Raw genomic sequence first — 23913 nt, forward strand, 5'->3', positions numbered from 1 at the left:
TAAAAAAATGATAATGAATTCCAACTTCACGATAAAAGGTATGACCTGTTCCGCATGCTCCTCACGCCTTGAACGGGTTATCGGGAATATGGACGGAGTTGACAACGCTGCGGTCAATCTTGCGATGGAAACCATGAAGGTTGAATACGACTCCGAGCAGGTTACTGAAGAGCAGATAATGCAGATGGTTGCAGATGCCGGTTTTGAAGCTTCACCTCTGGTAGAAGGAAGCACTGTGACGATATCCATTTCAGGAATGAGCTGCTCCGCCTGTTCATCAAGATTGGAAAGAGTCCTTGGCAATATGGATGGAGTGAGTGAAGCGCAAGTCAGCCTGCCCAATGAAACCGCAAAAATAAATTTCAATACCTCAGACACCAATCTTAGAGAAATACGTCAGGCCATAACCGATGCGGGTTTCGAACCCGGCAGCCTACAGGATGAAATGGGAGTCAAAGAGGCTTACGAACAAAGACGCCAGCAGACAATGCTGCGACTCGCCGGGATGAAAAAAAGACTCATTCTGGCACTGTCTTTCACTGTTCCCCTGTTATGTATCACTATGGGACACATGGTTGGAATGCCGCTCCCGGATATAATTTCTCCAACAGTCAATCCGCTTGGTTTTGCACTCATCCAGCTTATTCTGACAGCTCCGGTTTTATGGTTCGGAAAAGATTTCTATCTGCACGGATTTCCAAACCTGTTCAAAGGCGCTCCCAACATGGATTCCCTGATTGCAGTTGGTACGTCCGCCGCATTTATCTATTCCATGTGGAACCTCATCGAAATAGCCCTTGGAATTGATCCGGCTGCAAGAGCTATGGACCTCTACTTTGAATCGGCAGCAACAATTATCACTCTTATTTCACTTGGTAAATTTCAGGAAGGCAGAGCCCGTTCAAGGACCTCTCAGGCCATTGAAAAGCTTATGGACCTGACTCCGCGCAAGGCGACTATTATTGAAGACGGCAGGCAGATTGAAGTTCCCGTGGAAGAGATAGGCCCCGGAGATATAATCCTGATCCGCCCCGGCGACCGCGTGGGGGCTGATGGAGTTGTTGACGAAGGACATAGTTCCATTGATGAATCAATGCTCACCGGTGAAAGTCTGCCTGTATCTAAAAACCCCGGTGATGATGTTGCCGGAGGAACCGTAAACACCGGCGGGGGTGCTCTAAAAGTAAAAGTCTCCCACGTCGGGGCAGATACAATGCTGGCCAGAATCATCAGACTGGTTCAGGACGCTCAGGGATCAAAAGCTCCCATCTCAAGCCTTGCAGACACAGTCAGCTTTTATTTTGTCCAGACCGTCATGGTCATAGCCATTCTTTCAGCTCTGGGATGGTTCTTTTTCAGTGCGGAACCTTTCACTTTTGCACTGCGCATTTTTATCAGTGTAATGGTAATTGCCTGCCCCTGCGCCATGGGACTTGCAACACCGACGGCAATTATGGTCGGCACCGGACGCGGAGCCCAGCTGGGAGTTCTGATAAAATCAGGACAGGCCCTTGAAACAGCCGGAAAAATCAACTCAATGATATTCGACAAAACAGGAACCCTTACATACGGCCGCCCTGAAGTGGCGGAAACTTTTTCAGCAGGTATGTCTGAGCAGGAGCTGACCGCTTATGCCGCCTCAGCTGAAAGCCAGTCGGAGCATCCACTTGCAAAGGCTGTAGTCAGGGCAGCTGACGGGCTGGAAACAGACCTTCCTGAAACGACTGAATTTACCGCTATACCCGGCAGGGGCATTTCTACTCTGACTGGCGGACGCAAAATGCTCCTTGGAAACCGTGACTTTCTTGAAGCCGGTTTTATCTCCGGGCTGGATGCTCCAGATGCGGTTAACGCTTTCAATAAATTTGCTAATTCCGGTCAAAGCCCGCTTTTTGTTGCAATAGACGGAAAGTTGGCCGGCATCTTGGCTATAGCCGATAAAATAAAGGATGAAGCACCGGAAACAGTAAGCAGGCTCCATAAGCTCGGAGTCGAAGTAATAATGCTTACAGGCGATAATGAAACCGTGGCTAAAGAAATAGCATCCCGCGCAGGGATAGACAGGGTTATCGCCGGAGTAATGCCCGACCGCAAGGCAGAAGTTGTTGAAGCTGAGAAAAACAATGGCCGGAAGGTTGCCATGATCGGTGATGGAATAAATGATGCCCCTGCCCTTGCTACTGCAGATTTAGGAATTGCAATGGGAACCGGAATTGATGTTGCCATTGAATCGGGTGACATCGTGCTGATGAAAGGCGAACTTGGAGGAGTGCTGAACGCATTGTCACTAAGCCGGGCTACAGTGCGTAATATCAAACAGAACCTTTTCTGGGCCTTCGCCTTCAACGTACTGGGAATTCCAGTTGCGGCAGGAATCCTTTACATCTTCGGAGGTCCGACCCTTTCACCCATGTTTGCAGCCGCAGCCATGGCCTTCAGCTCCGTAACAGTAGTTTCAAATGCCCTCAGGCTCAGGTTCTTCAATCCTGAAAAGGGATAATCCGCTCTTTTTTATAAATTAAAGATAAAGCCGGAATTGCGTACACAAAGTATGCAATTCCGGCTTTAATTTTTAACTCTTATTTTTTATCACTTCGGACGGCATCGCCGCTGAAGATTTTTAATAAGACATTACTTTTCTGAATATAGCTGGATCAGGTTGAGCCGTGTCCATAAAAAATAAAAAAACAGAGCCGGTTTATTCAGAAGTTGCCTCCCGCTTAAACCAGATCTGAAGAGTTAAGCAGGGTTACACTCACTGAGAAGACTGCGACGGCAGAATTCTATGGCATCCCTGCGAACATCCGTTGTATCAGGCCAGTAGAGGTAAAGTCTGGTCAATCCGAAAATAATGGTCATAACAACCGTAGAATCAGATTTTATAGCAACTTCACGTAAAAGGCCTTTCTTATCATAAAGCTTGAGGCATTCCTCAATAACAAGCTCAAGATTTTTAAGAACTACAGCCATCAGCCTCTTTGATGAGTCAATAAGACCGTAAGTACTGAGCATAATCTTCAAGTCTATGGCATTTTCTTCGACAAATGAAAAATACCCGTTGAGTATCTCTTCAAGAGTGCATTCCTCTTTATCAAGACTCTGACGGATACTTTCAATGTAGTAAGAGTAATTGTCCTCAAGACCGGCAAGAATATGTAGAAGAATATCTTCTTTACTTTCAAAATGACGGTAAATTGTCCCTTCGGAAATATTGGCCTTTTTAGCCAAATTAGCGGTTGTGGACTTATGAAATCCAACTTCAGCTATCATTTCCTTGGCTGTTTTCAGGATCAGATCCTTAGTTTTCATATTATTCTCCCAGACGCCTTGCAGCGATAATATTAACGAAAAAGGTCAAAATTCCTTAACACAAAAAAAACAATCAAACAATTTAAAACTTTTTGAATAGCTTGTGCCACGATTATGACCGACAAAGCAACAATTGACAAAAATCTATACAAACCTTATTTTTGTATCACGTTATCCTATAAGGAGGAAAATATGGTTGTAATTAGCGAAGCTGCCCGCAATCAGCTTGAAAACTACTTTGCGGACAATGAAAAGGCCCCTATCCGAGTCTATCTGTCTCAAGGTGGCTGATCCGGCCCCAAGCTGGCATTGGCTCTGGATGAGCCAAAAGACACTGATGAAACATTTGATGTAGACGGATTTGCTTTCGTAATCGACAAGGAACTCAACGAACAGGGAGCTCCGTTTAAAATTGATCTCACTTATATGGGATTCGCTATCGACTCCAAGCTTGAACTTGGCGGTGGAGACGGATGCAGTTCATGCTCGTCATGCGGTTAGAAAGGTAATCTGGTAAGAAATAAATCAGAAATGAATCTTTCTGTTATTAAAGGGCGGTGCAACGACACCGCCCTTTTTATTTAAATTTTTGGTAAAAAGTACCAATAAAGACTGGATATTATCGAGCTAAAAAACACAGAAAAGGATGTCCTGAATCAGGATTCCCACTCTTCTTTGAAATCATCTGGTCCGGCAACAGTGTAGCCTCTGTCGCGCAGGGAATCCACTATAGGAGTTGAATCCTGTGTTTCCACCCGGATAACAATCATCCTGCGATGTTTGTGGAAAAATACCGCCATGGAAATAATGCTGTATTTCATATTGGATATGATTCCAGCCAGTTCATAAAGAACCCCGGTACGTTCTTCAGCTTCAATAACAATTCTGGAGCCGCCCTGTCCGTGAGCCATTTCTTCTACAAGAACTTTCAGCATTTTATCACGGTCGATATAACCTATCAGCGCTTTATCGCTATTGACAACAGCGAGCCCCGAAAGATTCATCTCATACATAAGATCGGCTGCGGCTTCGATCTCGGTTTCAGGCGGAACAGTGGTGATATCTTTTCTTAAAACATCTTTGACTGTAAGCTGATTCAGCAGATCATTTATTTCCTTCTTATCCAGTGATATCAGGATTGAAGGCATTGCGGCTCTGACATCTTCCTTGGTCACATAGCCGACCAGTTCTTCACCATCTTTAACAAGCAGCATCCAAAGCTGATTGTCATCAAGGATTTTACCTGCCTTTTTGACTGGAGTGTCTGAAGTTACGGTAACAAAATCCCTGAGCATCTTGAGTCCCACATACATTCTCAAAGTCCTCCTGAATCGGAAATCAAATTAATCTTCACTGAATTATGTGTGCACAACGTCCGGTTTCATTTATAGCCGCCCGGAAAACAGATACACCTATTTCATACTTCTTTTTACGATACAAGCAATTCAAGCCCTTTATTACTGTTCAAACATACTCAACACTGCTCATTTCTGCCATTAACAGTATGAAATTTAAACGCAATACTCAGGGAATCTTTTGTCCGTAAAACGCGGCACCACTTGCCCCGCCTGACGATTTGGGTTAGTCCGAAACACATGCATGAAATGTCAATCGCCCAAAGCATTGTTCAAATTGTTGAAGAGGAGATGGCGAAGCATCCCGGAGCAAAATTGAGTAAAATTTCAATTTTGAATGGCGCGCTTGCCGGAGTCATCACCGAAGCTCTTACTTTTGCATGGGAAGCTGTCACAATAGGAACCGAACTTGAGGGTTCCGTTATGGAAGTAAAAGAAATTCCCATAAAAGTACGGTGCGGTGGTTGCGGAAAAGAATTTTTCCCTGAAGACAAACTTTATATGGCCTGCCCTGAATGTGATCTGGAAATAGGCCACGAGGTTCTGCAGGGAAAAGAACTGCAAATTGAAAATCTTGAGATAGATCAATAGTCAAAGGAGTACGGAAATGGTTGAAGTTCCAGTGGTTCGCAACATTCTTGAAGCCAACGACAAGGTGGCTGAAGAACTCAACGAAATGTTTTCTGAAAAGAAAATATTATGCCTTAATCTTATGAGTTCACCCGGTTCCGGTAAAACCAGCCTTCTGGAAAAGACCCTTGCCGATCTTAAAGACGAATTTAAAATGGCCGTTGTCGAAGGCGATCTTCAGACTGATAATGATGCCCAGAGAGTTGCCGCTACAGGTGCTCAGGCCGTTCAAATCAATACCGAAGGCGGATGCCATCTGAACAGCACACAGGTTAAAGAAGCCATCAAACATCTGGACCTTGACGGCCTTGATATTCTTTTTGTTGAAAACGTTGGTAATCTTGTCTGCCCTGCGGAATTTGCAGTTGGCGAAGATCATAAAATAACACTGCTGACAGTAACCGAGGGCGATGACAAACCTGAAAAGTATCCCCTCATGTTCCATATTTCGTCAGTCATGATCCTTAATAAAATAGATCTGCTGCCCTATGTTGATTTCGACCTTGAGAAAGCTAAAATGCATGCTTCAAAGCTCAACAAGGATATCGAAGTCTTCCCAGTTTCATGCCGTACCCGTGAAGGACTGGATGCATGGTACGACTGGCTTAGAAAAGCCAGAGCTGCAAAGAATTAATCATTCTTTTGCTTCTACCCGTAATCTGTATTCACTTCTGCAGAATATTCCTGAAATCCGCCCCGTATCGGGGCGGATTCAAAAAACAAGGTTTCCACGCATAAATAATGAAGTTTCCCAGCCACCTTCCATGCTCCGCTGTTCTGGACTCGCTGGCCGACGGTGTTTTCACTGTTGACCGGGACTGGAATGTGACCTTTTTCAATGAGGCCGCCAGCAGAATTACCGGTATTCCCGGTGAGGAAGCTATTGGTTCAAAATGCTGGGATGTTTTTCATTCCAGCCTGTGTGACGGAAACTGCGCCTTGCGGTCCTGCATGGAACAAAGCGGTAGAATCAGCAATAAAACAATTTTCTTTATCAGATCAGACGGCAAAAAAATTCCTATCTCCATCAGTGCGGCCCCGCTTGTCGATTCCAACGGTAAACTCATCGGTGGAGTCGAAAGCTTCAGAGATATGACTGATATCCAGATCATGCGCCGCAAAGTTGAAGAATCGTGGAGATTTGAAGATATTGTCGGCAAGTCAAAGGCTCTGGGCAAGGTTTTCTCCATTTTACCGCAGGTAAGCAAAAGTGAAGCAACAGTGCTGCTTCTCGGTGAATCCGGTACAGGAAAAGAACTGTTTGCAAAAGCCATCCACAATCTAAGTGAGCGCAGCAAAGGGCCTTTTGTTGCAGTCAATTGCGGAGCACTGCCGGACAATCTGCTTGAATCAGAACTTTTCGGTTACAAGGCCGGAGCCTTTACGGATGCCCGCAAAGACAAACCCGGAAGATTTGAACTTGCTGCCGGTGGAACCATCTTTCTTGATGAAATAGGAGATATGCCGGCAAAGCTTCAAGTAAAACTGCTCCGGGTGCTTCAGGAGAAGACTTATGAACCTCTCGGTTCCGTAACCAGTGTTAAAGCCGATGTAAGAGTAATTGCCGCAACAAATAAAAATCTCGAAGAGCTTGTCAGTGAAGGTTCATTCAGACAGGACCTCTATTATCGCCTGAATGTGGTGACCCTGAACCTCCCGCCACTCAGAGACCGCCGCGAAGACATCCCCCTGCTGGTCAACCACTTCACCACAAGGCTTAACTCACTTCAGGGCAAGGATATAAGCGGCCTCTCAGAAGACGCCCTTCAAATAATAATGCGCCACGACCTTCCCGGAAACGTGCGCGAGCTTGAAAATATTCTTGAATTTTCTTTTATACTCTGCCCTTCAGGATTCATTCAGGTTGAGCATCTTCCTGAGTACCTTCAACCTGAAAGCTCTTCCGGCAGTGATGACAGTGATCTTCCCATGACCCTAGAAGAAATAAAATGCCGGGCAATCAAAAAAGCACTGGCCAGAAACAACGGCAAACGCATGGCGACCTGCCGTGAACTCGGCATAACAAAAGATACTTTACGCCGCTCCATCGCCCGCTGCGGACTTTCAGGCGAATAATTAGCCTTCGACCTCCGGTTTTAAGGCTAACTTTTAGCCATCACCACATCATCTCACCCCTGTTAATATCCATAACTCTTTATTATAATTAAATAATACTTCAGTGGCACATTGAATGCTTAATAGTCTGCATGAGAGCCGATCAATGTTGCCATAGGGGGATTACGTTATGTTGTTATGCTTAGCCTGTTACAACGACCGGTTGGCCTCAGTATTCGATAACGCCACGGAATTTAAAATATTTCGTATTGAAGAAAACAATATTTGCCCCGCAGGTCACCTATCCCTTCCCTCAAAAGACCCAAAGGACAGGACATCCGCCATTTTGGCCTGCGGGGCGACTACTCTTATATGCGGTGCTTTATGCGGCTGCACTCGAAACCTCATTGAAAGCACCGGAGTAAAAGTCGTTCCATGGATCAGGGGAACGGTCGAAGAAGTTCTCGCTGCTGTAAGCGACAACTGTCTGGATTCACTGGCTATGCCGGGTTGTTCCAAAGGGACCGGTCAGGGCCGATGCCGCAGACAGAGCGGAAACGGTTCAGGATTTCACGGACACGGTTTTGTGTGAGAAAAAAATTTAAATAGAACAACTCCAACAATACAGGGAGAAGTAAAAATGAAAGTAGCAATAAGCTGTCAGGGTAATGAATTAAATAATCCTGTGGATCCGCGTTTCGGACGCGCACAGGGCTTCATTATTTATGACGATGAAACCGGTAAGTATGATTATGTTGACAACAAGCAGAATCTTAATGCTGCTCAGGGAGCAGGAATCCAGTCGGCACAGAATGTTGCAGCTACAGGAGCCAAGGCCGTAATTACAGGACATGTCGGCCCCAAAGCATATTCAGCCCTTTCAGTAGGCAAGATTGATGTCTACCTTTGTGAGGACGGAACTGTTGAACAGGCTCTTGAAAAACTCAAAACAGGGTCTCTTGAAAAAAGCAGCGAAGCTGACAGACCCAGCCACTGGTAAAATAAATTGCCAAACCCTTGCATAGGAGCGGTGTAAAATCAGAATGGGACTGAATTTGCGCCGCTCCGGATTTTTCACTTAAATACTAAGTTGACACAACGCTTTATGCGCTTAACTTATAAAGTGCTGTACTTTAATTCTGAACATTTAATTCAGAAACAAAAATACCATTCCCTTGCCGGGAATCAGGAGATTTCAATATGAGTGATCATGCTTGCGGAAACTGCTCCTCATCAGGATCAGGCTGCTCCTCTGAGGGCGGCTGTTCAGGATGCGGAGACGAAAAACTCAACAAAACACTTTCAAGAATCAAACATAAGATCGTCGTTCTTTCCGGTAAAGGCGGCGTAGGAAAAAGCACCGTGGCCACAAACATCGCGGTAGCTCTTTCTCTGGCAGGAAAACAGGTCGGACTGCTTGACGTTGATGTCCACGGCCCGAGTGTTCCCAGACTGCTGAGCCTTGAAAACGAAAAGCCGCATATCGGCCATGAAGTTATCGAACCTATTTCATACAGCAAGAACCTCTGGGTTATGTCCCTCGGTTTCATGCTGCCTAGCAAAGATGATCCGGTAATCTGGCGTGGACCTGTTAAAATCGGCCTGATTAAACAGTTCGTACAGGATGTTGCCTGGAACGATCTTGATTTTCTGGTTGTAGACTGCCCTCCGGGAACAGGTGATGAACCCCTTTCCGTATTGCAGACACTCGGTACTGACGCTTACACCGTTATCGTCACCACCCCTCAGGGTATTGCTGTTGACGATGTTCGCCGCTCCGTAAACTTCTGCAAACAGCTCGGCAACCCGATACTCGGTATTGTTGAAAACATGAGCGGTTTTGTTTGCCCTGACTGCGGAAAATTCCACAAAATTTTCAACTCAGGCGGTGGTGAAGAGCTGGCTAAAGAAACCGGAGTAAACTTCCTCGGAAGCATTCCGCTTGACCCCGAAGTAGGCCGCTCAGGTGATGAAGGTTACCCCATTATTCGTGTCGACCATGAAGGTCCCACTGTTAATGCCATGAACAGCATCATCAAACCCATCTTGAAAATTTCTGATTCTCTTCAGGAATCCAACGAGATGCCTAAAGTTAAAGACCTGAAAGCTGATAACGGAATGATCCGTATCGCAATTCCTACTGCTGAAGGAAAACTCTGCCAGCATTTCGGACATTGCCAGCAGTTCGCTCTTCTGGATGTTGATACTACAATCAACTCAATTGCTGCCACAACCATGGAAACTCCTCCACCCCATGAGCCGGGTCTGCTTCCCAAGTGGATAGCTGAAAGAAATGTAGCTCTGGTTATCGCTGGCGGAATGGGTGCCAGAGCACAGTCACTGTTTACTGATGCCGGCGTTAAAGTAATTGTAGGAGCTCAGGCTGATCTTCCGGAAAATGTTGTCGCACAATACTTGTCCGGAGACCTTACAACAGGCGTAAACACCTGTGACCACTAAGCTTTAAACATCTGAAAAATCAGTTCTCTGACTTTTTCAGACAGTTTATATCTCGATAACTGACATCTTGCATTTGGTTTAGTTTAGAAAGGCCCGAATCTTCTCCTGGATTCGGGCCTTTCACTTTTAACAACTTTTCAAAACTTTAATTTTCCGCTCTTACAGTGTAATCATCATATAACAGAATATGATGAGGACACCCGATGACACTTATTTCAATTGTTATCCCCAACTATAATTACGCGCACTTTCTGGAAAGACTGTTTGATTCGCTAGTCACTCAGAATTTTCCACTTGAACAGGCAGAAATTATTTTTGTTGATGACGGCAGCACTGATAATTCAATTGAAAAAGCCCACCGCTGGACTGGTCTCCTGAATTGTTCAGACTTCAGAATAATCTCTGCGGACCATTGCGGGAAACCGGGAATTGTCCGCAACCGTGGACTGCTTGAGTCCCGGGGGAAATACCTGCTGACGCTTGACCCGGATGATTATCTTGAACCTGAATATATATCGAGCTGTATTGAGGTGTTAGAGAAAGAGAATTCAACAGGTCTTGTATATACAAACTATTACAAACAGAGTTCTGCCGGACGAAAAGAGCTTCTTCTGCCTGATTTTTCAGCAGCTGACATGAGAAGCCAGAATCTTCTGCCGCCTACAGCCATATACAGACGAAAATATTTCGACATGGGCGCACGCTACAGAGATAACACTTTATACGAAGACTGGGATTACTGGATTCAACTCCTGATGCTCGGAGCAAAATTTCATCATATTCGCAAACCGCTCTACAACTATCTGGTACATGAAAACAGCTTCTCCGCAGCAGCAGTTAAAGATGACGGTCCTTCTAAGGCTAAGATTGTTTTAAACAATCCAGATTTTTTCAATAATACAGTCCGTACATGGGCAGCAGACCATCTGCGAAATAGAAACTATGCGCCATCTTTCCAGCGGGGTATAATACCACGCCCGCAAGACATAACCAGACTTTTGATGACTATTGAAAAAATGTGACTGTAGCCAGCCGTTAATTTCTTTGAACTAACGGGAAGGTATAAATCTGCTTTCAATGCTTCCGTCAGGCATAATTTCCGAAATTAAAACATCTTTATTAGGATCTCCATGATCATTGTAACTGAATTTTCCGGTTACACCACTATAAACAGGCATTTCAGAAAGAGCCTTCCTTATCGCTTTACCCTTGGTTGAACCGCAGTATTCTACAGCGGCACAGAGACTCATCATGGCATCGTATGACAAAGCTTCCAGCTCAGTTGGCTCGCAGCTGTTCTTAGCATAAAAGGCCTTTTCAAACTCTACAGATTTTTTGATCTTAAGCCCCGGACGCCAATGGTCCGTGAAATAACTTCCCATAAAGACCGGATTGCGGACCAGATCAACAGGGTCCCATGAATCACTACCCAGAAAAACACCTTTATATCCTGACATTCTGGCCTGAGCAGCCTGAATCTGCACTTCCTTTGTATTGGAAGGCATAAATAGAATTCCGGCACCTGATTCTATTATTTTTTTCATTTGCGAAGCAAACTCACGGTCGGCAGAATTATATGAAAGTTGCGCGGTGATTATGCCCCCTGATTTCCTATATTCGCTGCAAAAAAAGTTGGCCATCTCTGAACTGTAATCGCTGTTTTTTGCATACAGAACAGCCACAGGTTGTTTGCCCAAAACTGTAGCCGCAAACTGGGACAGTACTTTGCTCTGTATTCTGCTGGTATATGAGACCCTGAAGGCATATTTGAGCGGAGTAAGCTTTGATGTTCCTGCCGAGGGAGAAATTAAAGGAATTTTTTTACTATTACAGATTGAAGCCGCAAATATGGCCGCGGAACTGCCTACAGGACCAATGACTGCATGAACTTTGTCAGAATCAATAAGCTCTTTTACGGCCTTTGTTGTTATTGCCTTGTTATTGCCACTGTCAGCATGGAAAATTTTTATTTTAACCTGCCTTTTACCGATCTTTATTCCACCGCGGGAATTAATTTCATCAGCGGCAAGAGTTGCTCCACGCGAAACATACAGACCATGCCGGAACAGTTCTCCGCTGCTGATAGCAAGGAGTCCTACCCTGAATTCTTTTTTGTCACTGCTTTTTGAACATCCTGAGGCAAACAATAAACAGAAAACTATAAAAGGTAATATTGTTCCAATATGTATTTTTTTCAATTGAACCTCTGTAAAATAGAAAAAGGCAGTTTAATTAAACTGCCTTTTAATAATAAATACATACCACTGTCAAAACCCATTATAACTAAAATTAAATCATCAGATTACAGTATAATAAGGTCCTGACAGGATTAGAAAATGTGCTTAAAAAGCCATACATTCATACAGCTCGTCACTGACTTCAATTCTAACTACACCATCTTCAATATAGACTCTGATATTTCTTTCAGGGATAAGAGCCATATCTTCAGCTACATTTTCCCACTTTTCTCTAAGTTCTCTAGGATCAACATCTTTAATAGGATGGCTTTCAGCAACTCTCCAGGCCATAAGACAGCTCCTTTCTTTCCCGCATACAATGCGAAAATTTAAATTTGTTCATTCAACCTGTTTTAAAAACAAAATTTAATTCGGGAATACTTCCCGTCATAATAACTTTATATGTCTGGTATGAAAAACCAGCAATTCAAACCGGGACTGACTCCGGAGATAGCGTTTCCTAACGGCGGGGTCAATCCAAAGCCCTGATCAATGACCGCAACAGAGTATAAAACTACTTGCGCTTGAACATCTTCTCCATATCAAGAGCACTGAAACTTATAAATACCGGTCTCCCGTGAGGGCAGTATTCTTTTTCCGGGCAGCTAACCCACGTTTCCAGCAGTGCCAGAGCTTCATCCCGGGCTAGAGGTTGCCCGGCCTTGATTGCCGACTTGCAGGAGAGCATTATCCATAGATCTTTAAGTGTTCTGGCTTCACCACCAAGAGCAGAGCGCAGATATTCTTTGGCTTCACCGGGTTCAAGTGTCGGCGGAACTCCTTTCATCGAGACGGTACTGCCGGAGGTTTCCAGCCTGAAACCGGCTGAAAGCAATTCTTCCCACATTTCCTGCAATCGTTCTGCTTCCGAGGGATGAAGAACTATTTCAAGCGGCATTGCTAGAGGCCGGTAATTGCCGGAAGTTCTCTGGTGAAGCATATTGGCATACAAAACCCTTTCGTGTGCGGCATGCTGATCAAGAAGGCCCAACGCTCCGTTGGCAAGCCTGAGGACAAGATAGGTATCCGCAACCTGTCCCAGATAATCCATGCCTGTTCCGGGGACTCTGTCCACCCGTTCAACGGATTCAGCCTGACTGGTTGTAGCTGATACCCCCCGGGGGTCTTCCGTCTTATTAACTACATCCTCTTCACAATCATTGCTTGCGCCATTTCCGTAGCCAGGGAGATTACCATTCCCATAAGTGGAAACATTCTGATGCAGGGAAAAATCTTTTTCCTCAGGCGGAGCTATAGCGGAATTACGACTACCACCGGTGAAACTGTCCGCACTTTTACTGAAATCAGTATCCCTGAACTCTCTGTATGTAGAAAATTTATCTCCCGGAGTTATTGGCAGTTCCTGCTGTTCGTCTTTTCTGTTTTCTACGGGCTTCCTTTCTAAATTCAAATCAGTTTTGCTCTCTAAACCGATACCCGGAATATTTTTTTCGGACTCACCCTGAGGGTCAAAAACACCCATTTCGTATCGACTGAGAGCCTGAACAATTGAACCGCGTATGGCACTGAAAACATCTTTTTCATCCCTGAAGCGCACTTCCATTTTTGCAGGGTGTACGTTTACATCTACGAGTTCAGGTGGAACTGTCAGAAAAATAACGGCGATAGGATATTCACGGGATATAAGTCTCCCTTTATACGCTGCCCTGACCGCGCTTATCATAAGTTTATCCTGAACAGGCCTTCCGTTCACATACATTAAGATACGATCAGAACGGGACTGAGTTACGGAAGGAATCCCGGCCAGTCCTGAAACTTTAATTCCCGCAGAGTCATAACCTACTTCAAGCAGACTCTCGCACTGTTTGGCTGACCAGAAGCCGGAAAGTCGGTCTGTAAGCGACTGGTCAGGGGGCAGACGAAACAGCTCACGTCCGTTTGAAACCAGACTGAAACCGATTCCCGGATTAGCAAGACTTATTCTAAAAAGTATCTGATTGCAGCGACGGGCCTCAGTTGCTTCAGTTTTCAAAAATTTAAGTCTGGCAGGGATATTATAGAACAGATCCCGGACTTCAACAGAAGTTCCTGCCGACAGCACCGCTGGGCCTTCATCAATAATTTCGGAGCCTTCAACATGAAGCGACCAAGCCTCGCTTTCAGCTGCAAACTTTGATGAAATTATAAACCTTGAAACTGAGGCAATGCTTGGCAGAGCTTCCCCACGAAATCCGAAACTCGATATTGAATTTAAATCAGAAACACTGCTTATCTTGCTTGTTGCATGTCTGGTAACAGCCAGAGTCAATTCATCTTTAGGTATACCGGAGCCATCATCACGGACACTTATCAGCCCCTGACCTCCGCGCTCTATATTTACATCAATACGCTTGCTTCCGGCATCAACAGCGTTCTCAACAAGCTCTTTGACAACGCTGGAAGGCCTTTCAACAACTTCTCCGGCTGCTATCTGATTACGCAGTGCAGCAGGAAGCACATTTATTTTATTTCTTGCAGTCACAATAATCCTGTTTGTTTTTAGCTTTAGCCTGAAGTCTACAAAAAGGAACGCTCCCCGTCCATTATCTGATACGAGGAGCGTGTAATTTCTTTATGACAGTATGAAGAGTGGCTACTAATCCAGATAGTTATCCATAGGGAATAAATTGAAATTCACACTGTAGCGTTCATCAACTGTTGTCTTGGAAGCCACAAACTCAAGTGAGAAACACTGATGATTCCATCCGAGAGTTGCGGTTTTCTCAAGATCACGACCAGCATTGAGATCGGAACGGAATTCACCACCCAGAACAAACCCGTATGGCAGTCTGGCCTTGGCACCGTACCTGACAACCTGCATACTGTCGTCACTCTGGCGTTTATATTCATCAATCGCCCGCAGGTAATCATACCCGAACAAGAGGTAGCCGTAATTATCATCAAATACTTTTAAAACATTCTCGTTTTCAGTGACATCAAGCAGATATGGAGAGAACCATGTTCTTGATCTCAAAGAGACCCAATTCAGAGGCGTAACCAGAACTTCACCCATTGTATCTGAGAAAGGACGTGATTCGTATTCATCAAGTTCAACAGTTCTGCGGGCCTCGTCTATATCGTAGCCCTGCTCCACCCTGAATCTTAAAAATTCAAGATAAGAATTACTCAGGACAGGAAGACCGTTACGTCCCCTGACAACGGTTGCGGCCTTACGGTCAAACACGTTTGTCAGTGAGAATGTGATATCATTTTGTGAGGAGATACGGTCACGGGCATCAAAATACGGAAGTTTTTCCTGATCAGGGTCATCCTGAACCCAATTGTACTCCAATCTGGGAATAAAGCTGTGTTTAACGCTGACCCAGTTACTTTCTCCAATGGAACTATTGGAAACCGCTGGAGCGTCACTTACATTGAAAACCCTGTAATATTCTGAGAATGCACTGATTCCGGCTTCTCCAAGAAGGCGTCCCTGCATAGAATCCCTGCTGACTTCAGAGCTGGCATTCTGGAAAGAGCCTATCATATAAGAAGTCGCCCTGACTCCGGCTCTAGGCATAATCGTCACATATCCAAGTTTTACAGGCATGCTGACTGAAGGATTCATGTCAATCCTTCCACCACTCATGCCGTATTCACGCCAGAAATAGTCACCACGAATGGACCCTTCCCACTCAAGGGGAGTCCCCGGAATATAATCTTTAAATGCATAAGCATCTATCTGTGGGAGATGCTGCAGCGTGGGATCTTTTGAAGAAGGATTGTTCCCATTTCTGTATACAAGGCTGTCAGTGTACTCAATTCTGGCTGAAAGAGCATATTTATCCCAGCTTCTGGAAACAAGAGCAGTACTTGTACGGTTCTGTGCATCAGCGGCCTGAATATCGCGTCCGAATTCGCTTACAAACTGATCACGAGTTTTTTCATAACCATTTGCCCCGCTTCGGAATTCACGCAGATAATCCTGATCAGAGACAACATCAATATCAAGAAAAGTCTGCCAGTCCGGATTTCCAAGGTAGCCGTTGTATTTTGATCTTACCCACCAGCGATTATGATTTGAACGGATCAGCCCATCAGATGAAAACGGATTGTCACCATCTGATTCATTATCAAAGCTTTTATCATCATAAATCCAGTCGGCATGCCATTCACCCTTGGAATTTACATCCTGAGTGTGACGAAATTCAATGCCCGGTCTAAAACCTCTTTTGCCGTAATATTCAGCATAAAAAGTGGCATCCATCTCGTCATTTATTGCCCAGTAAAGAGGAACGCTGGCTTTTGCGCCGAGTTTATCAGAGGAGCCTACTTCAGGAGTAAGCATACCGGACTGTCTTTTACGTTTTACCGGCAGGTTGATATAAGGCGAATATAAAACCGGTACGCCTTTAACCTTAAAAGTAGAATGCCAGAGATTGGCCCAGCCGTTCAGAGTGATATCACCTTCACCTGATTCAAATGACCATAGAGGGTTTTCCCCATCACAGGCTGTTACTTTGGCATCTTTAAAAGTATATGTTGCACCGTTGTGCTTTTCTATAAATTCGCTTTCAAAATAAACATGGGGAGAGGCTACAAAAACCCGTCCTTTCTTCAACCATCCGACCATATTTTTAAGGTCAAATTCAGCTTCTTCGGCCTGATAGAAATCACCATTCCAATGAGCCTGAACATTTCCTTTCAAATACACCCATTTTGTGGCCTGATAGAATCTTGCAAAGTCAGCCTTCAGATAGTTTTTACCACTGCGGAAGGTGACATTTCCATAGGCCTGAACATATTCACTGTCATGCTCTGCAACAACCCTATCTGCCGAGAACTTCCACGGTTCGCCCTTGGATGCTTTCGCCGCCTCACCTTTTCCGGCAGGACCTTTCACTGCGGATGAGGCCTTAGCAGTATTTTGCAGATCATCCGCAAGAGCACTGGAAGCCACCAGCAGCATGGACAGTATAAAAATTATGGCCAGCTTGATTTTCAATTTATTTCCTTAAGCAGACATTCAGGGTTTAACGGCTTTTGAGATAAGGATCATCCTGAGCCAGATAATTCTGGACATAATCTTTAGTAGCATCTTCAAGGGTCATAAAAGGCTTATTGTACCCGGCATCATGCAGCTTTTTCATCTCAGCCTGCGTAAAATACTGATATTTATCCCTGATTGATTCGGGCATATCTATGTAGCTGATGTCAGGTTCTTTGCCCATAGCGGCAAAGACAGAACGGGCCAGATCATTCCACTCACGGGCCTGACCGGTACCGATATTGTAAATTCCGCCCTTGTCCGGATTTTCAAGGAACCATCCCATAACATCAACACAATCTTTAATGTAGACGAAGTCCCTCTTCTGTCCGCCGTCTTTATAATCCTCACGGTGAGAACGGAAAAGCTTCATTTCTCCGGTTTCGCCGATCTGTTTGAAAGCCTTACAGATAACACTTTTCATGTCACCTTTATGATATTCATTCGGGCCGAATACATTGAAAAATTTGAGGCTGACAAGGCTGTCCATAATTCCGGCGCGTAATGCCCATAAATCAAAAAGCTGCTTGGAGTAGCCATACATATTCATCGGTTTCAGTTTCTCTGCACCTTTGTGATCATCACTGAAACCAAGTTTTCCGTCACCATATGTGGCCGCACTCGAAGCAGTAATAAAGCGCGCTTTATGATTCAGGCAGAAACGGCAGAGCATCTGAGTATAACGGTAATTGTTTTCCATCAGATAATCCGCATCAAGCTCTGTTGTAGAAGAGCAGGCGCCCATGTGAATAACAGCCTCAGTCTCGAAAGGATCTTCACCTTCAAGAATCAGCTTATAAAATTGATTTTTATGGATATAGTCTTCATAGCGGAGATTAACCAGATTCTTCCATTTATCACTTTCAGCAAGGTTATCGACTACAAGAATATCATCAATTCCCATCTGATTGAGTTTCCAGACCATGGCACTGCCAATAAATCCGGCACCACCTGTAACAATATACATACACTAATCTCCAATAATTAAGGCTATATACAACAATAAAAATTTAAATCACACAATTAAATCAGCCGGATATTACTGACTTTTTCCATAGTTAGCAACCTCTGGACATATTTCTGTACAAGCTTCCGGGACACTGTCGGACTAATAAATATGCCATTATCTTAAGGTCGCAAAAACAATCAGAATGACCTTGCAGTGTTCCTTAATGCCACAGCAGAATTGTTTTTATAACTTTACTTATTTTATATATGATGTTTTGTAATACAAATAACTAATATATGGACTGAATTAGTTTAATATTTTCAATTTAGTTATTTTTTAGAATAAGGCACTACATAATTTTTAAATTATAGTTGTATAAAAATGTATCAAATTGATACAATTGCATTAATTTTTAGCACGACTATTTATATTATTTTAAAATAATTTCTACTAAACTCAATAATATTTTAAATTTAAAGATGATATCGACAATTTAAACTTAAATTTCAATCATAATATATATTACATAGTGTACTGCAAAATTTTATTTTTCTAAAATATAAAGAAAATACATAGTGCGAATTCGGCCTACTGTATAAAATAACAAATATAATATTTATGATAATTATTGTTTTATATTTATACCATTTTATGATTAACTGAGTTTACATTATATATTTTTGAAAAAAGGCAAAAGTTATCAAACCAAAGACTTGTAAGGTACCCCTTACTCATGTATAGAATAACAATATTACTACCAGCTATTGTTAAAAACCATTTTGATGGAGGAATTTAATATGAGACTTAAAAAAGGAATTACCCCGTTGTTCTTAGCCGCGCTGCTGACCGTAGCAATGGTTTCAGCGGCTTTTGCGGAATCAAAAATTGTTCTTAAACCAAAAGTTGATTCATTTGCTCTGTTTATGGACACATCTCCGTCCATGTCACAGGAATACATGAACACCGGCAAGTCTAAACTTGTTTCAGGGCTCAATGCTCTTAAGCGTCTTAACTCGGTTATCCCCGAGCTGGGCTACAAGTCCGCGCTTTATACCATGCCCGAAATGAAAACTTATTCCCCGGCATCAACATACAGCCGTGGAACTATCGCAAGAGCTCTTTCAGCTGTTCCGACAGAGACAAAGTTTTTCATGTCAACTCCTATCGGTAACAGTTTTAAGGATCTTGATGCCAAGATGAGCAGATGGCCCGGACAGCTGGCTGTAATCTTTGTTTCTGACGGTCTGCAAAACACCGGAACCAATCCCTCCAAAGTTGTAAGGGATATGGTCAAAAAATATGGAGACAGATTCTGCCTGCATGTTATCAGCGTTGCAGACACCAGCAGTGGTAAGGCTACTCTGAAAAAGCTTGCTTCCATGACCCCATGTGGAGTGTATGTTGAAGCTTCCGACCTTGCTGATAGAGCGGTTCTCAGTAAATATGCTCAGGATGTTTTCTACACTCAGGAAGAAGAACTGATTGTTGAAATCGAAGAAGAAGTTCAGGAAGTAATTCCCGTACCTGTTCCCGTTGAACAGAAAATCGTTTTCCGCAGTCTTAACTTCGGATTCGATAAATACCAGATCACTGATGAAATGGTTCCTTCACTTGAGCAGGCTGCCGCTATCCTTGAAGAAAACAAGACTCTTGACGTCGTTGTAAGCGGACATACAGACAGCACCGGTCCTGAAGCATACAACCAGGGACTCTCTGAGCGCAGAGCTGCTTCCGTAGCTAGCTGGCTTAAGAAAAATGGAATCAACCCTGAGCGTATCACTTCTAAAGGATTTGGTGAGCTTGATCCCAAGTATGACAACAAGACCAGAGAAGGACGCAAATTAAACCGTCGTGTTGAAATCGATGTGAAATAACAGCTAGTTATAATATAGACTATAAATCATAACCTGAAGATTGATCTCTAAGGCTATGAAGTGTATTTAAGCAGGGGTGCAGTTTCAGGAACTGTTCCCCTGTTTTTAATTTTGATTGGAGCTGAAATGAGTTTTACAAAATACATTTTTTACATAACGGTCATAACTTTTACTTTCTGCCTTAGCTTCCCCGCTTTTGCAGATAATTCAGGGCAAGTCCAGAACCACACATTCACAACCTTTGCCCAGGGCTGGGTAAAAAAACTGAACATCAACCATATCAATGGAATCAGCCACATTAAAATTATCCAGAACACTGATGGTTCCTTTCTTGCGCGCTATCATTATATAGATCCATCTTCGATATCCTGCTCCGTAAAAAGCAGTAAATCGAAACGCAGCAGATTTGTCGGACTTCTGAAATATATTGAAAACGTATACGAATGTTCAGCACCATCAAAGAAGCTGGCTCTTGAAGGCAAATTCAAAGTATCCAAGGCAATGAGAGTTACGGAAATTTTCAGTAACAATGGTAAAGGCTGGAGATAGCCTGTTTAGAACGTAAATCTTATTGAATGGTCTCCCATATAAATACAGTACAGAAGATACTGCTAGTATGACTGTAACAAGGCAGATGATCTTGATTTTACCTAAAAATGTTCTAAAAAATCCATCTATTCAATCCTAAGCTGATCACAATTAAAAGACAGCTTTTCCCGACAGCCGTAACTATTTTGACTTCAAAATATTTCGCAGCTTCCAGACTTTCTAAAATTTTTTAAGAATTCTGCACCAATAAAAAAATGGCCGGAATCATAAACCCCGGCCATTCTCAAATTGCTCTTAAAAAGAATCTATTTAAATCTTTCCACAAGCAGACTCAAATTCTGAGCCAGCTTTGCCACGTCCTGAATTCCTGCATTGGCATTGGAAATACCCTCAGAAAGACTGTTGGACAGGCTGTTTATCTCACTAATATTATTGTTCACTTCATCGCTGGTAGCCGATTGTTCTTCAGCTGCGGTAGCAATGGCCCGCACCATATCGGCTATTTTATCCGACTGCTCGACAATCTCATTAAGAACTCCGCCAGAACCTTCAGCCATATCAGCCGTCTTTACAACCCTGTTTCTGGCATCATCCATACCGGTGACAACTTCAGAAGTGCTTTGCTGAATGAGATTTATTGCTCCTTCAACCTCCTGAGTTGCCGACATTGTTTTTTCAGCCAGCTTACGGACCTCATCAGCTACCACGGCAAAGCCTCTTCCGGCATCACCAGCTCTGGCCGCTTCGATCGCGGCATTAAGAGCCAGCAGATTAGTCTGATCAGCAATATCATTAATAACTGACATCACTGCACCAATATTTTCAGCTTTGACAGCAAGATCACTCAATTTTTCAGATAAGGTTTCCGTTGTATCAGTAACTTTATGAATCTCGGAGACAGTATTGCTGACAACTTCGCCACCTTCACGGGCGACAGTGTTGGCCCGTTCGGAGGCCTGCGCAGTCTCTCCTGAATTTCTGGCAACCTCAAGAACCGTTGCGTTCATCTGTTCCATTGCAGTAGCAACCTGCCCGGTCTGCATGGCGGTGGTATCAACTCCACTTGTCAGTTCATTCATCTGGATTGACAAATCTTCCGAAGCTTCCTTCAATTTAACCGCAACTACGGTTACTTCATTGGCAACTTCGAGCAGGGCTTTCTGATTTTCTTCAATCCTCTTTCTGCCCTCTTCTTCTTCAGTCAGGTCAACCATAAGGACGATTACTCCAACAACATTTCCTGAAGCATCCATAAGCGGTGAAACATTATAGCGAAGCGGGAAGGTCGTACCGTCGCTTCTTTCATAGCTGCAATTGCCTTCAGATTCCGCACCACTTGAAAGAGTCGCTTTTATAAAGTCTTCATTCTGTCCCGTAAAATACCGGATACCGGATTCACCCATAATTTTTTCTTCAGAAATACCCAGTATTCCGACCATATGTGAATTAACAAATTCAACAAGGCCCTTATTATCCGCCACAATCATCGGTATGGATATGCCTGAGAGGACGCCCTTGTTATATTGCAGCTGATCTTTGATCTGCCCGGCCATCTTGCCGAGGTTCATCCCAAGGACTCCAAGTTCATCGCCGCCCTTCACATCGAATGAGGCGTCAAAATCACCATCGCTGAATTTAGAAGTCGCCCCGGTGATATGCGCAATTCTTTTAACAATTGATGAGCGCATAAAGAAAAGCAGTGAACTGGTCAGCACCAGAAAACCTACAAATGAGAAAATCCCGTTTTTCAGCTGTGAAGCGTGAAGCGTTGAAAACTGACTTGAAACATCCTGAACCATAATCATGGAACCGAGGATAGTACGTCTATGCCCATGACAGTGGTAACAGCCTTTTTCATTTTTAATGCTTGAAACTTCTACAAAAACAGGTTTGCCGTCCATTTTGGACAAAACCCCTTTTTTGATCGGAGATTTCAAGCTTTCTGAAACAATATCCACTACTTCAGGATTATCTATATGCTCAGTATAATCCGTGCGGCTATCAGCCTCATTAGTGGAGTATGTTATGTTGCCCTTAAAATTTGTCAGCCACATTTCAACGTCACGGTTATGTTTGGCAACAAGCTTGAAAGTTTCTCTGGTAGCCTTATTTTCGCCTTTGGACATAGGCTCATTAATGGCCATACGCAGCATTTGCGCATATCTTACAGCAGTAACTTCCACCTCATGAACCATCGAAACCTGCTGCCAGTATGAATTGGCAGCAAACAGACCGATAAACACAACCGCTGTCAGGAATGAAGTTAGAACAAGAACCTTATTGCCAAGAGATTTTTTAATAAAATTCATGCTACCCCCTAATGTGCGCCACCGAAAATCATCGGCCTGAAATTAAATTCTTCAATGCGGTCTTCGGTATGACACCTGTAGCAATCCTCTTGAGTCAGCTCTCCTTTAATGAATTCCGGATCACCGTCTTCAATATGCAGTGACCCCGGTCCATGACAGACCTCGCATCCGTCATTTTCCATTTCAGGAGTCTGTTCAAAAGAGACAAAACCTCCCGGCTTCCCATAGCCTGTAGTATGACACTCATAGCATTCCTTGAGCTCATCAGGAGCAAGATCAGAAGCCATAAGTTTTATACCATGACTGGAATGGGCTTTTTTTGAAAACTTTGTATAATTGGAATATTCTTTTTCGTGACACTCGGCACACTTCTTTGACCCCACATAAGTAGCCGAGCTGGAGATACCGTAAGTACCCCACGCAAAAACAACTGTAGCCACTACGACACAAAAAATGGAAAACCTCGCAATTCCACTGTGCGGCATAACTATCACCCCTATCCTGAAACTGCTTGCAAAACTGATAGTTTTTCAAACAATCCATAGATTAAAACTAAAAAAACACCCTATAACAACCATCTGAAAGTTACCGATAGTTCATATATTGATTTAAAACAACAGCCCATTCTTTAACTAACTGGTTGATCATTAAATATATTATGCCCGGCTGGCCTAGCTTAACTGACATTATGGTGGGAAAATTCACTCAAAATTATATGAATTATTAATTTGAATTCTTAAGAATATCAGTCTTCGCATAGTTGTTATCACAATTATAACCTCGACCAGAGACCCTCTCCGTAGCGTTAGGCTACATCTAACGCCACAAAAGTGGTGTAATTACCGCAATATAATGTTCTGTCCTAGACATATTTCTTATGCGGCACGTTGTCAAGCACCCCGCTAATTCTGATTTTATGTTTTCGTAGGCCGCATTCATCCCTCACCTTGCGGTGCAATTAATTGATATTCCTTTTCTTATTCGTGCTCAGCGGCACCAAGTACCGATTCGGTACCAAATCAATTTAGGATCGCCATTTTTATTTCGTTGTCAAAGCAACCAAAAGCCCCTCGCGATCCGTTATACTGCCTTAGTTGGAATACTGAGTTTCCAAAGTAAAGCAGCAAGTTTTCGAGCAAGTGCAGCAATTGCCTTTTGGGGTACTCCATGCTTGCTCAAGATTCTGTTGTAAAATTCTT

20 protein-coding genes are annotated in these 23913 nt (G+C 43.6%); 11 read left to right on the plus strand and 9 right to left on the minus strand.

The genetic code is table 11. The annotated features are described in order from the left end of the window. Positions 1-13: 13 nt before the first annotated feature. On the plus strand, positions 14-2500 hold the full coding sequence (locus G496_RS0117295) for a heavy metal translocating P-type ATPase (protein ID WP_034633780.1): 2487 nt from the start codon (positions 14-16) through the stop codon (positions 2498-2500). A gap of 239 nt (positions 2501-2739) precedes the next feature. Here G496_RS0117295 and G496_RS0117300 read toward each other — a convergent pair whose 3' ends face one another. Beyond that, positions 2740-3309, minus strand: coding sequence for a TetR/AcrR family transcriptional regulator (locus tag G496_RS0117300; protein ID WP_027180378.1), 570 nt, complete (start codon positions 3307-3309; stop codon positions 2740-2742). Between the two features lie 192 nt (positions 3310-3501). Here G496_RS0117300 and G496_RS21540 point away from each other — a divergent pair, with 192 nt between their 5' ends. Beyond that, positions 3502-3810: an IscA/HesB family protein gene (locus tag G496_RS21540; protein WP_084407605.1), complete on the plus strand. Its 309-nt coding sequence runs from the start codon at positions 3502-3504 to the stop codon at positions 3808-3810. Between the two features lie 155 nt (positions 3811-3965). On the opposite strand, the gene G496_RS0117315 is transcribed toward G496_RS21540, so the two are convergent. Continuing rightward, positions 3966-4622, minus strand: coding sequence for a CBS domain-containing protein (locus G496_RS0117315; protein ID WP_027180381.1), 657 nt, complete (start codon positions 4620-4622; stop codon positions 3966-3968). 282 nt (positions 4623-4904) lie between these two features. Between G496_RS0117315 and G496_RS0117320 the strand changes: the two genes are divergently transcribed. The 7 genes from G496_RS0117320 (at position 4905) to G496_RS0117350 (ending at position 10831) form a co-directional block, all read left to right on the plus strand. Beyond that, positions 4905-5255: a hydrogenase maturation nickel metallochaperone HypA gene (locus tag G496_RS0117320; RefSeq protein ID WP_027180382.1), complete on the plus strand. Its 351-nt coding sequence runs from the start codon at positions 4905-4907 to the stop codon at positions 5253-5255. Positions 5256-5271: 16 nt separating this feature from the next. Continuing rightward, positions 5272-5928 (plus strand): hydrogenase nickel incorporation protein HypB, encoded by a 657-nt coding sequence (gene hypB, locus G496_RS0117325; protein ID WP_027180383.1) that lies wholly within the window; start codon positions 5272-5274, stop codon positions 5926-5928. A 107-nt stretch (positions 5929-6035) separates the two neighbouring features. Beyond that, on the plus strand, positions 6036-7370 hold the full coding sequence (locus tag G496_RS0117330; protein ID WP_027180384.1) for a sigma-54 interaction domain-containing protein: 1335 nt from the start codon (positions 6036-6038) through the stop codon (positions 7368-7370). A gap of 169 nt (positions 7371-7539) precedes the next feature. Continuing rightward, positions 7540-7941, plus strand: coding sequence for a NifB/NifX family molybdenum-iron cluster-binding protein (locus G496_RS20230; protein ID WP_051295129.1), 402 nt, complete (start codon positions 7540-7542; stop codon positions 7939-7941). Positions 7942-7989: 48 nt separating this feature from the next. Then, entirely contained in the window at positions 7990-8349 is a 360-nt protein-coding gene (locus tag G496_RS0117340; protein WP_027180385.1) for a NifB/NifX family molybdenum-iron cluster-binding protein, read from the plus strand. A 200-nt stretch (positions 8350-8549) separates the two neighbouring features. Next, positions 8550-9809 carry an iron-sulfur cluster carrier protein MrpORP gene (locus G496_RS0117345; RefSeq protein WP_027180386.1) on the plus strand — a complete coding sequence of 420 codons (1260 nt, stop codon included), beginning with the start codon at positions 8550-8552 and terminating at the stop codon, positions 9807-9809. Between the two features lie 203 nt (positions 9810-10012). Then, complete coding sequence (locus tag G496_RS0117350; protein WP_027180387.1) at positions 10013-10831, plus strand: glycosyltransferase family 2 protein; 819 nt, start codon at positions 10013-10015, stop codon at positions 10829-10831. A gap of 27 nt (positions 10832-10858) precedes the next feature. Here G496_RS0117350 and G496_RS0117355 read toward each other — a convergent pair whose 3' ends face one another. From G496_RS0117355 to rfaD, 5 genes are all read right to left on the minus strand, one after another. Next, positions 10859-12007, minus strand: a complete 1149-nt coding sequence (locus G496_RS0117355; RefSeq protein ID WP_051295130.1) for an ABC transporter substrate-binding protein — start codon at positions 12005-12007, stop codon at positions 10859-10861. Between the two features lie 144 nt (positions 12008-12151). Next, positions 12152-12337: a hypothetical protein gene (locus G496_RS0117360; protein WP_027180389.1), complete on the minus strand. Its 186-nt coding sequence runs from the start codon at positions 12335-12337 to the stop codon at positions 12152-12154. A gap of 223 nt (positions 12338-12560) precedes the next feature. Beyond that, a complete protein-coding gene (gene mutL / locus G496_RS0117365) occupies positions 12561-14528 on the minus strand; it encodes a DNA mismatch repair endonuclease MutL (protein WP_027180390.1) in 1968 nt (655 codons plus the stop codon). Between the two features lie 114 nt (positions 14529-14642). Continuing rightward, the gene (locus tag G496_RS20235; protein WP_245577950.1) at positions 14643-16991 is read right to left on the minus strand and encodes an LPS-assembly protein LptD; all 2349 of its coding nucleotides are present in this window, start codon (positions 16989-16991) and stop codon (positions 14643-14645) included. 28 nt (positions 16992-17019) lie between these two features. Then, positions 17020-18000, minus strand: a complete 981-nt coding sequence (gene rfaD / locus G496_RS0117375) for an ADP-glyceromanno-heptose 6-epimerase (protein WP_027180391.1) — start codon at positions 17998-18000, stop codon at positions 17020-17022. Positions 18001-18779: 779 nt separating this feature from the next. On the opposite strand from rfaD, the gene G496_RS0117380 reads away from it, so the two are divergent. Together G496_RS0117380 and G496_RS0117385 are read left to right on the plus strand one after the other, a co-directional pair. Next, positions 18780-19856: an OmpA family protein gene (locus G496_RS0117380; protein ID WP_027180392.1), complete on the plus strand. Its 1077-nt coding sequence runs from the start codon at positions 18780-18782 to the stop codon at positions 19854-19856. A gap of 126 nt (positions 19857-19982) precedes the next feature. Then, entirely contained in the window at positions 19983-20405 is a 423-nt protein-coding gene (locus G496_RS0117385; protein WP_034633790.1) for a hypothetical protein, read from the plus strand. A gap of 305 nt (positions 20406-20710) precedes the next feature. Here G496_RS0117385 and G496_RS0117395 read toward each other — a convergent pair whose 3' ends face one another. Next, a complete protein-coding gene (locus G496_RS0117395; RefSeq protein ID WP_027180394.1) occupies positions 20711-22714 on the minus strand; it encodes a methyl-accepting chemotaxis protein in 2004 nt (667 codons plus the stop codon). Positions 22715-22722: 8 nt separating this feature from the next. Then, positions 22723-23199 (minus strand): cytochrome c family protein, encoded by a 477-nt coding sequence (locus G496_RS0117400; protein ID WP_027180395.1) that lies wholly within the window; start codon positions 23197-23199, stop codon positions 22723-22725. Positions 23200-23913 lie beyond the last annotated feature (714 nt).

Source organism: Maridesulfovibrio bastinii DSM 16055 (genome assembly GCF_000429985.1).
Classification (GTDB): domain Bacteria; phylum Desulfobacterota; class Desulfovibrionia; order Desulfovibrionales; family Desulfovibrionaceae; genus Maridesulfovibrio; species Maridesulfovibrio bastinii.

Excerpts from the sequence above, each read along its gene's own strand:
- G496_RS0117300 (WP_027180378.1), bottom strand. The coding sequence starts at position 3,309 with ATGAAAACTAAGGATCTGATCCTGAAAACAGCCAAGGAAATGATAGCT.
- G496_RS0117315 (WP_027180381.1), bottom strand. The coding sequence starts at position 4,622 with ATGTATGTGGGACTCAAGATGCTCAGGGATTTTGTTACCGTAACTTCA.
- G496_RS0117395 (WP_027180394.1), bottom strand. The coding sequence starts at position 22,714 with ATGAATTTTATTAAAAAATCTCTTGGCAATAAGGTTCTTGTTCTAACT.
- hypB (WP_027180383.1), top strand. The coding sequence starts at position 5,272 with ATGGTTGAAGTTCCAGTGGTTCGCAACATTCTTGAAGCCAACGACAAG.
- G496_RS0117360 (WP_027180389.1), bottom strand. The coding sequence starts at position 12,337 with ATGGCCTGGAGAGTTGCTGAAAGCCATCCTATTAAAGATGTTGATCCT.
- G496_RS0117385 (WP_034633790.1), top strand. The coding sequence starts at position 19,983 with ATGAGTTTTACAAAATACATTTTTTACATAACGGTCATAACTTTTACT.
- rfaD (WP_027180391.1), bottom strand. The coding sequence starts at position 18,000 with ATGTATATTGTTACAGGTGGTGCCGGATTTATTGGCAGTGCCATGGTC.
- G496_RS0117320 (WP_027180382.1), top strand. The coding sequence starts at position 4,905 with ATGCATGAAATGTCAATCGCCCAAAGCATTGTTCAAATTGTTGAAGAG.
- G496_RS0117380 (WP_027180392.1), top strand. The coding sequence starts at position 18,780 with ATGAGACTTAAAAAAGGAATTACCCCGTTGTTCTTAGCCGCGCTGCTG.
- G496_RS20230 (WP_051295129.1), top strand. The coding sequence starts at position 7,540 with ATGTTGTTATGCTTAGCCTGTTACAACGACCGGTTGGCCTCAGTATTC.
- G496_RS0117350 (WP_027180387.1), top strand. The coding sequence starts at position 10,013 with ATGACACTTATTTCAATTGTTATCCCCAACTATAATTACGCGCACTTT.
- G496_RS0117400 (WP_027180395.1), bottom strand. The coding sequence starts at position 23,199 with ATGCCGCACAGTGGAATTGCGAGGTTTTCCATTTTTTGTGTCGTAGTG.
- G496_RS0117295 (WP_034633780.1), top strand. The coding sequence starts at position 14 with ATGAATTCCAACTTCACGATAAAAGGTATGACCTGTTCCGCATGCTCC.
- G496_RS0117340 (WP_027180385.1), top strand. The coding sequence starts at position 7,990 with ATGAAAGTAGCAATAAGCTGTCAGGGTAATGAATTAAATAATCCTGTG.
- G496_RS0117330 (WP_027180384.1), top strand. The coding sequence starts at position 6,036 with ATGAAGTTTCCCAGCCACCTTCCATGCTCCGCTGTTCTGGACTCGCTG.
- G496_RS0117345 (WP_027180386.1), top strand. The coding sequence starts at position 8,550 with ATGAGTGATCATGCTTGCGGAAACTGCTCCTCATCAGGATCAGGCTGC.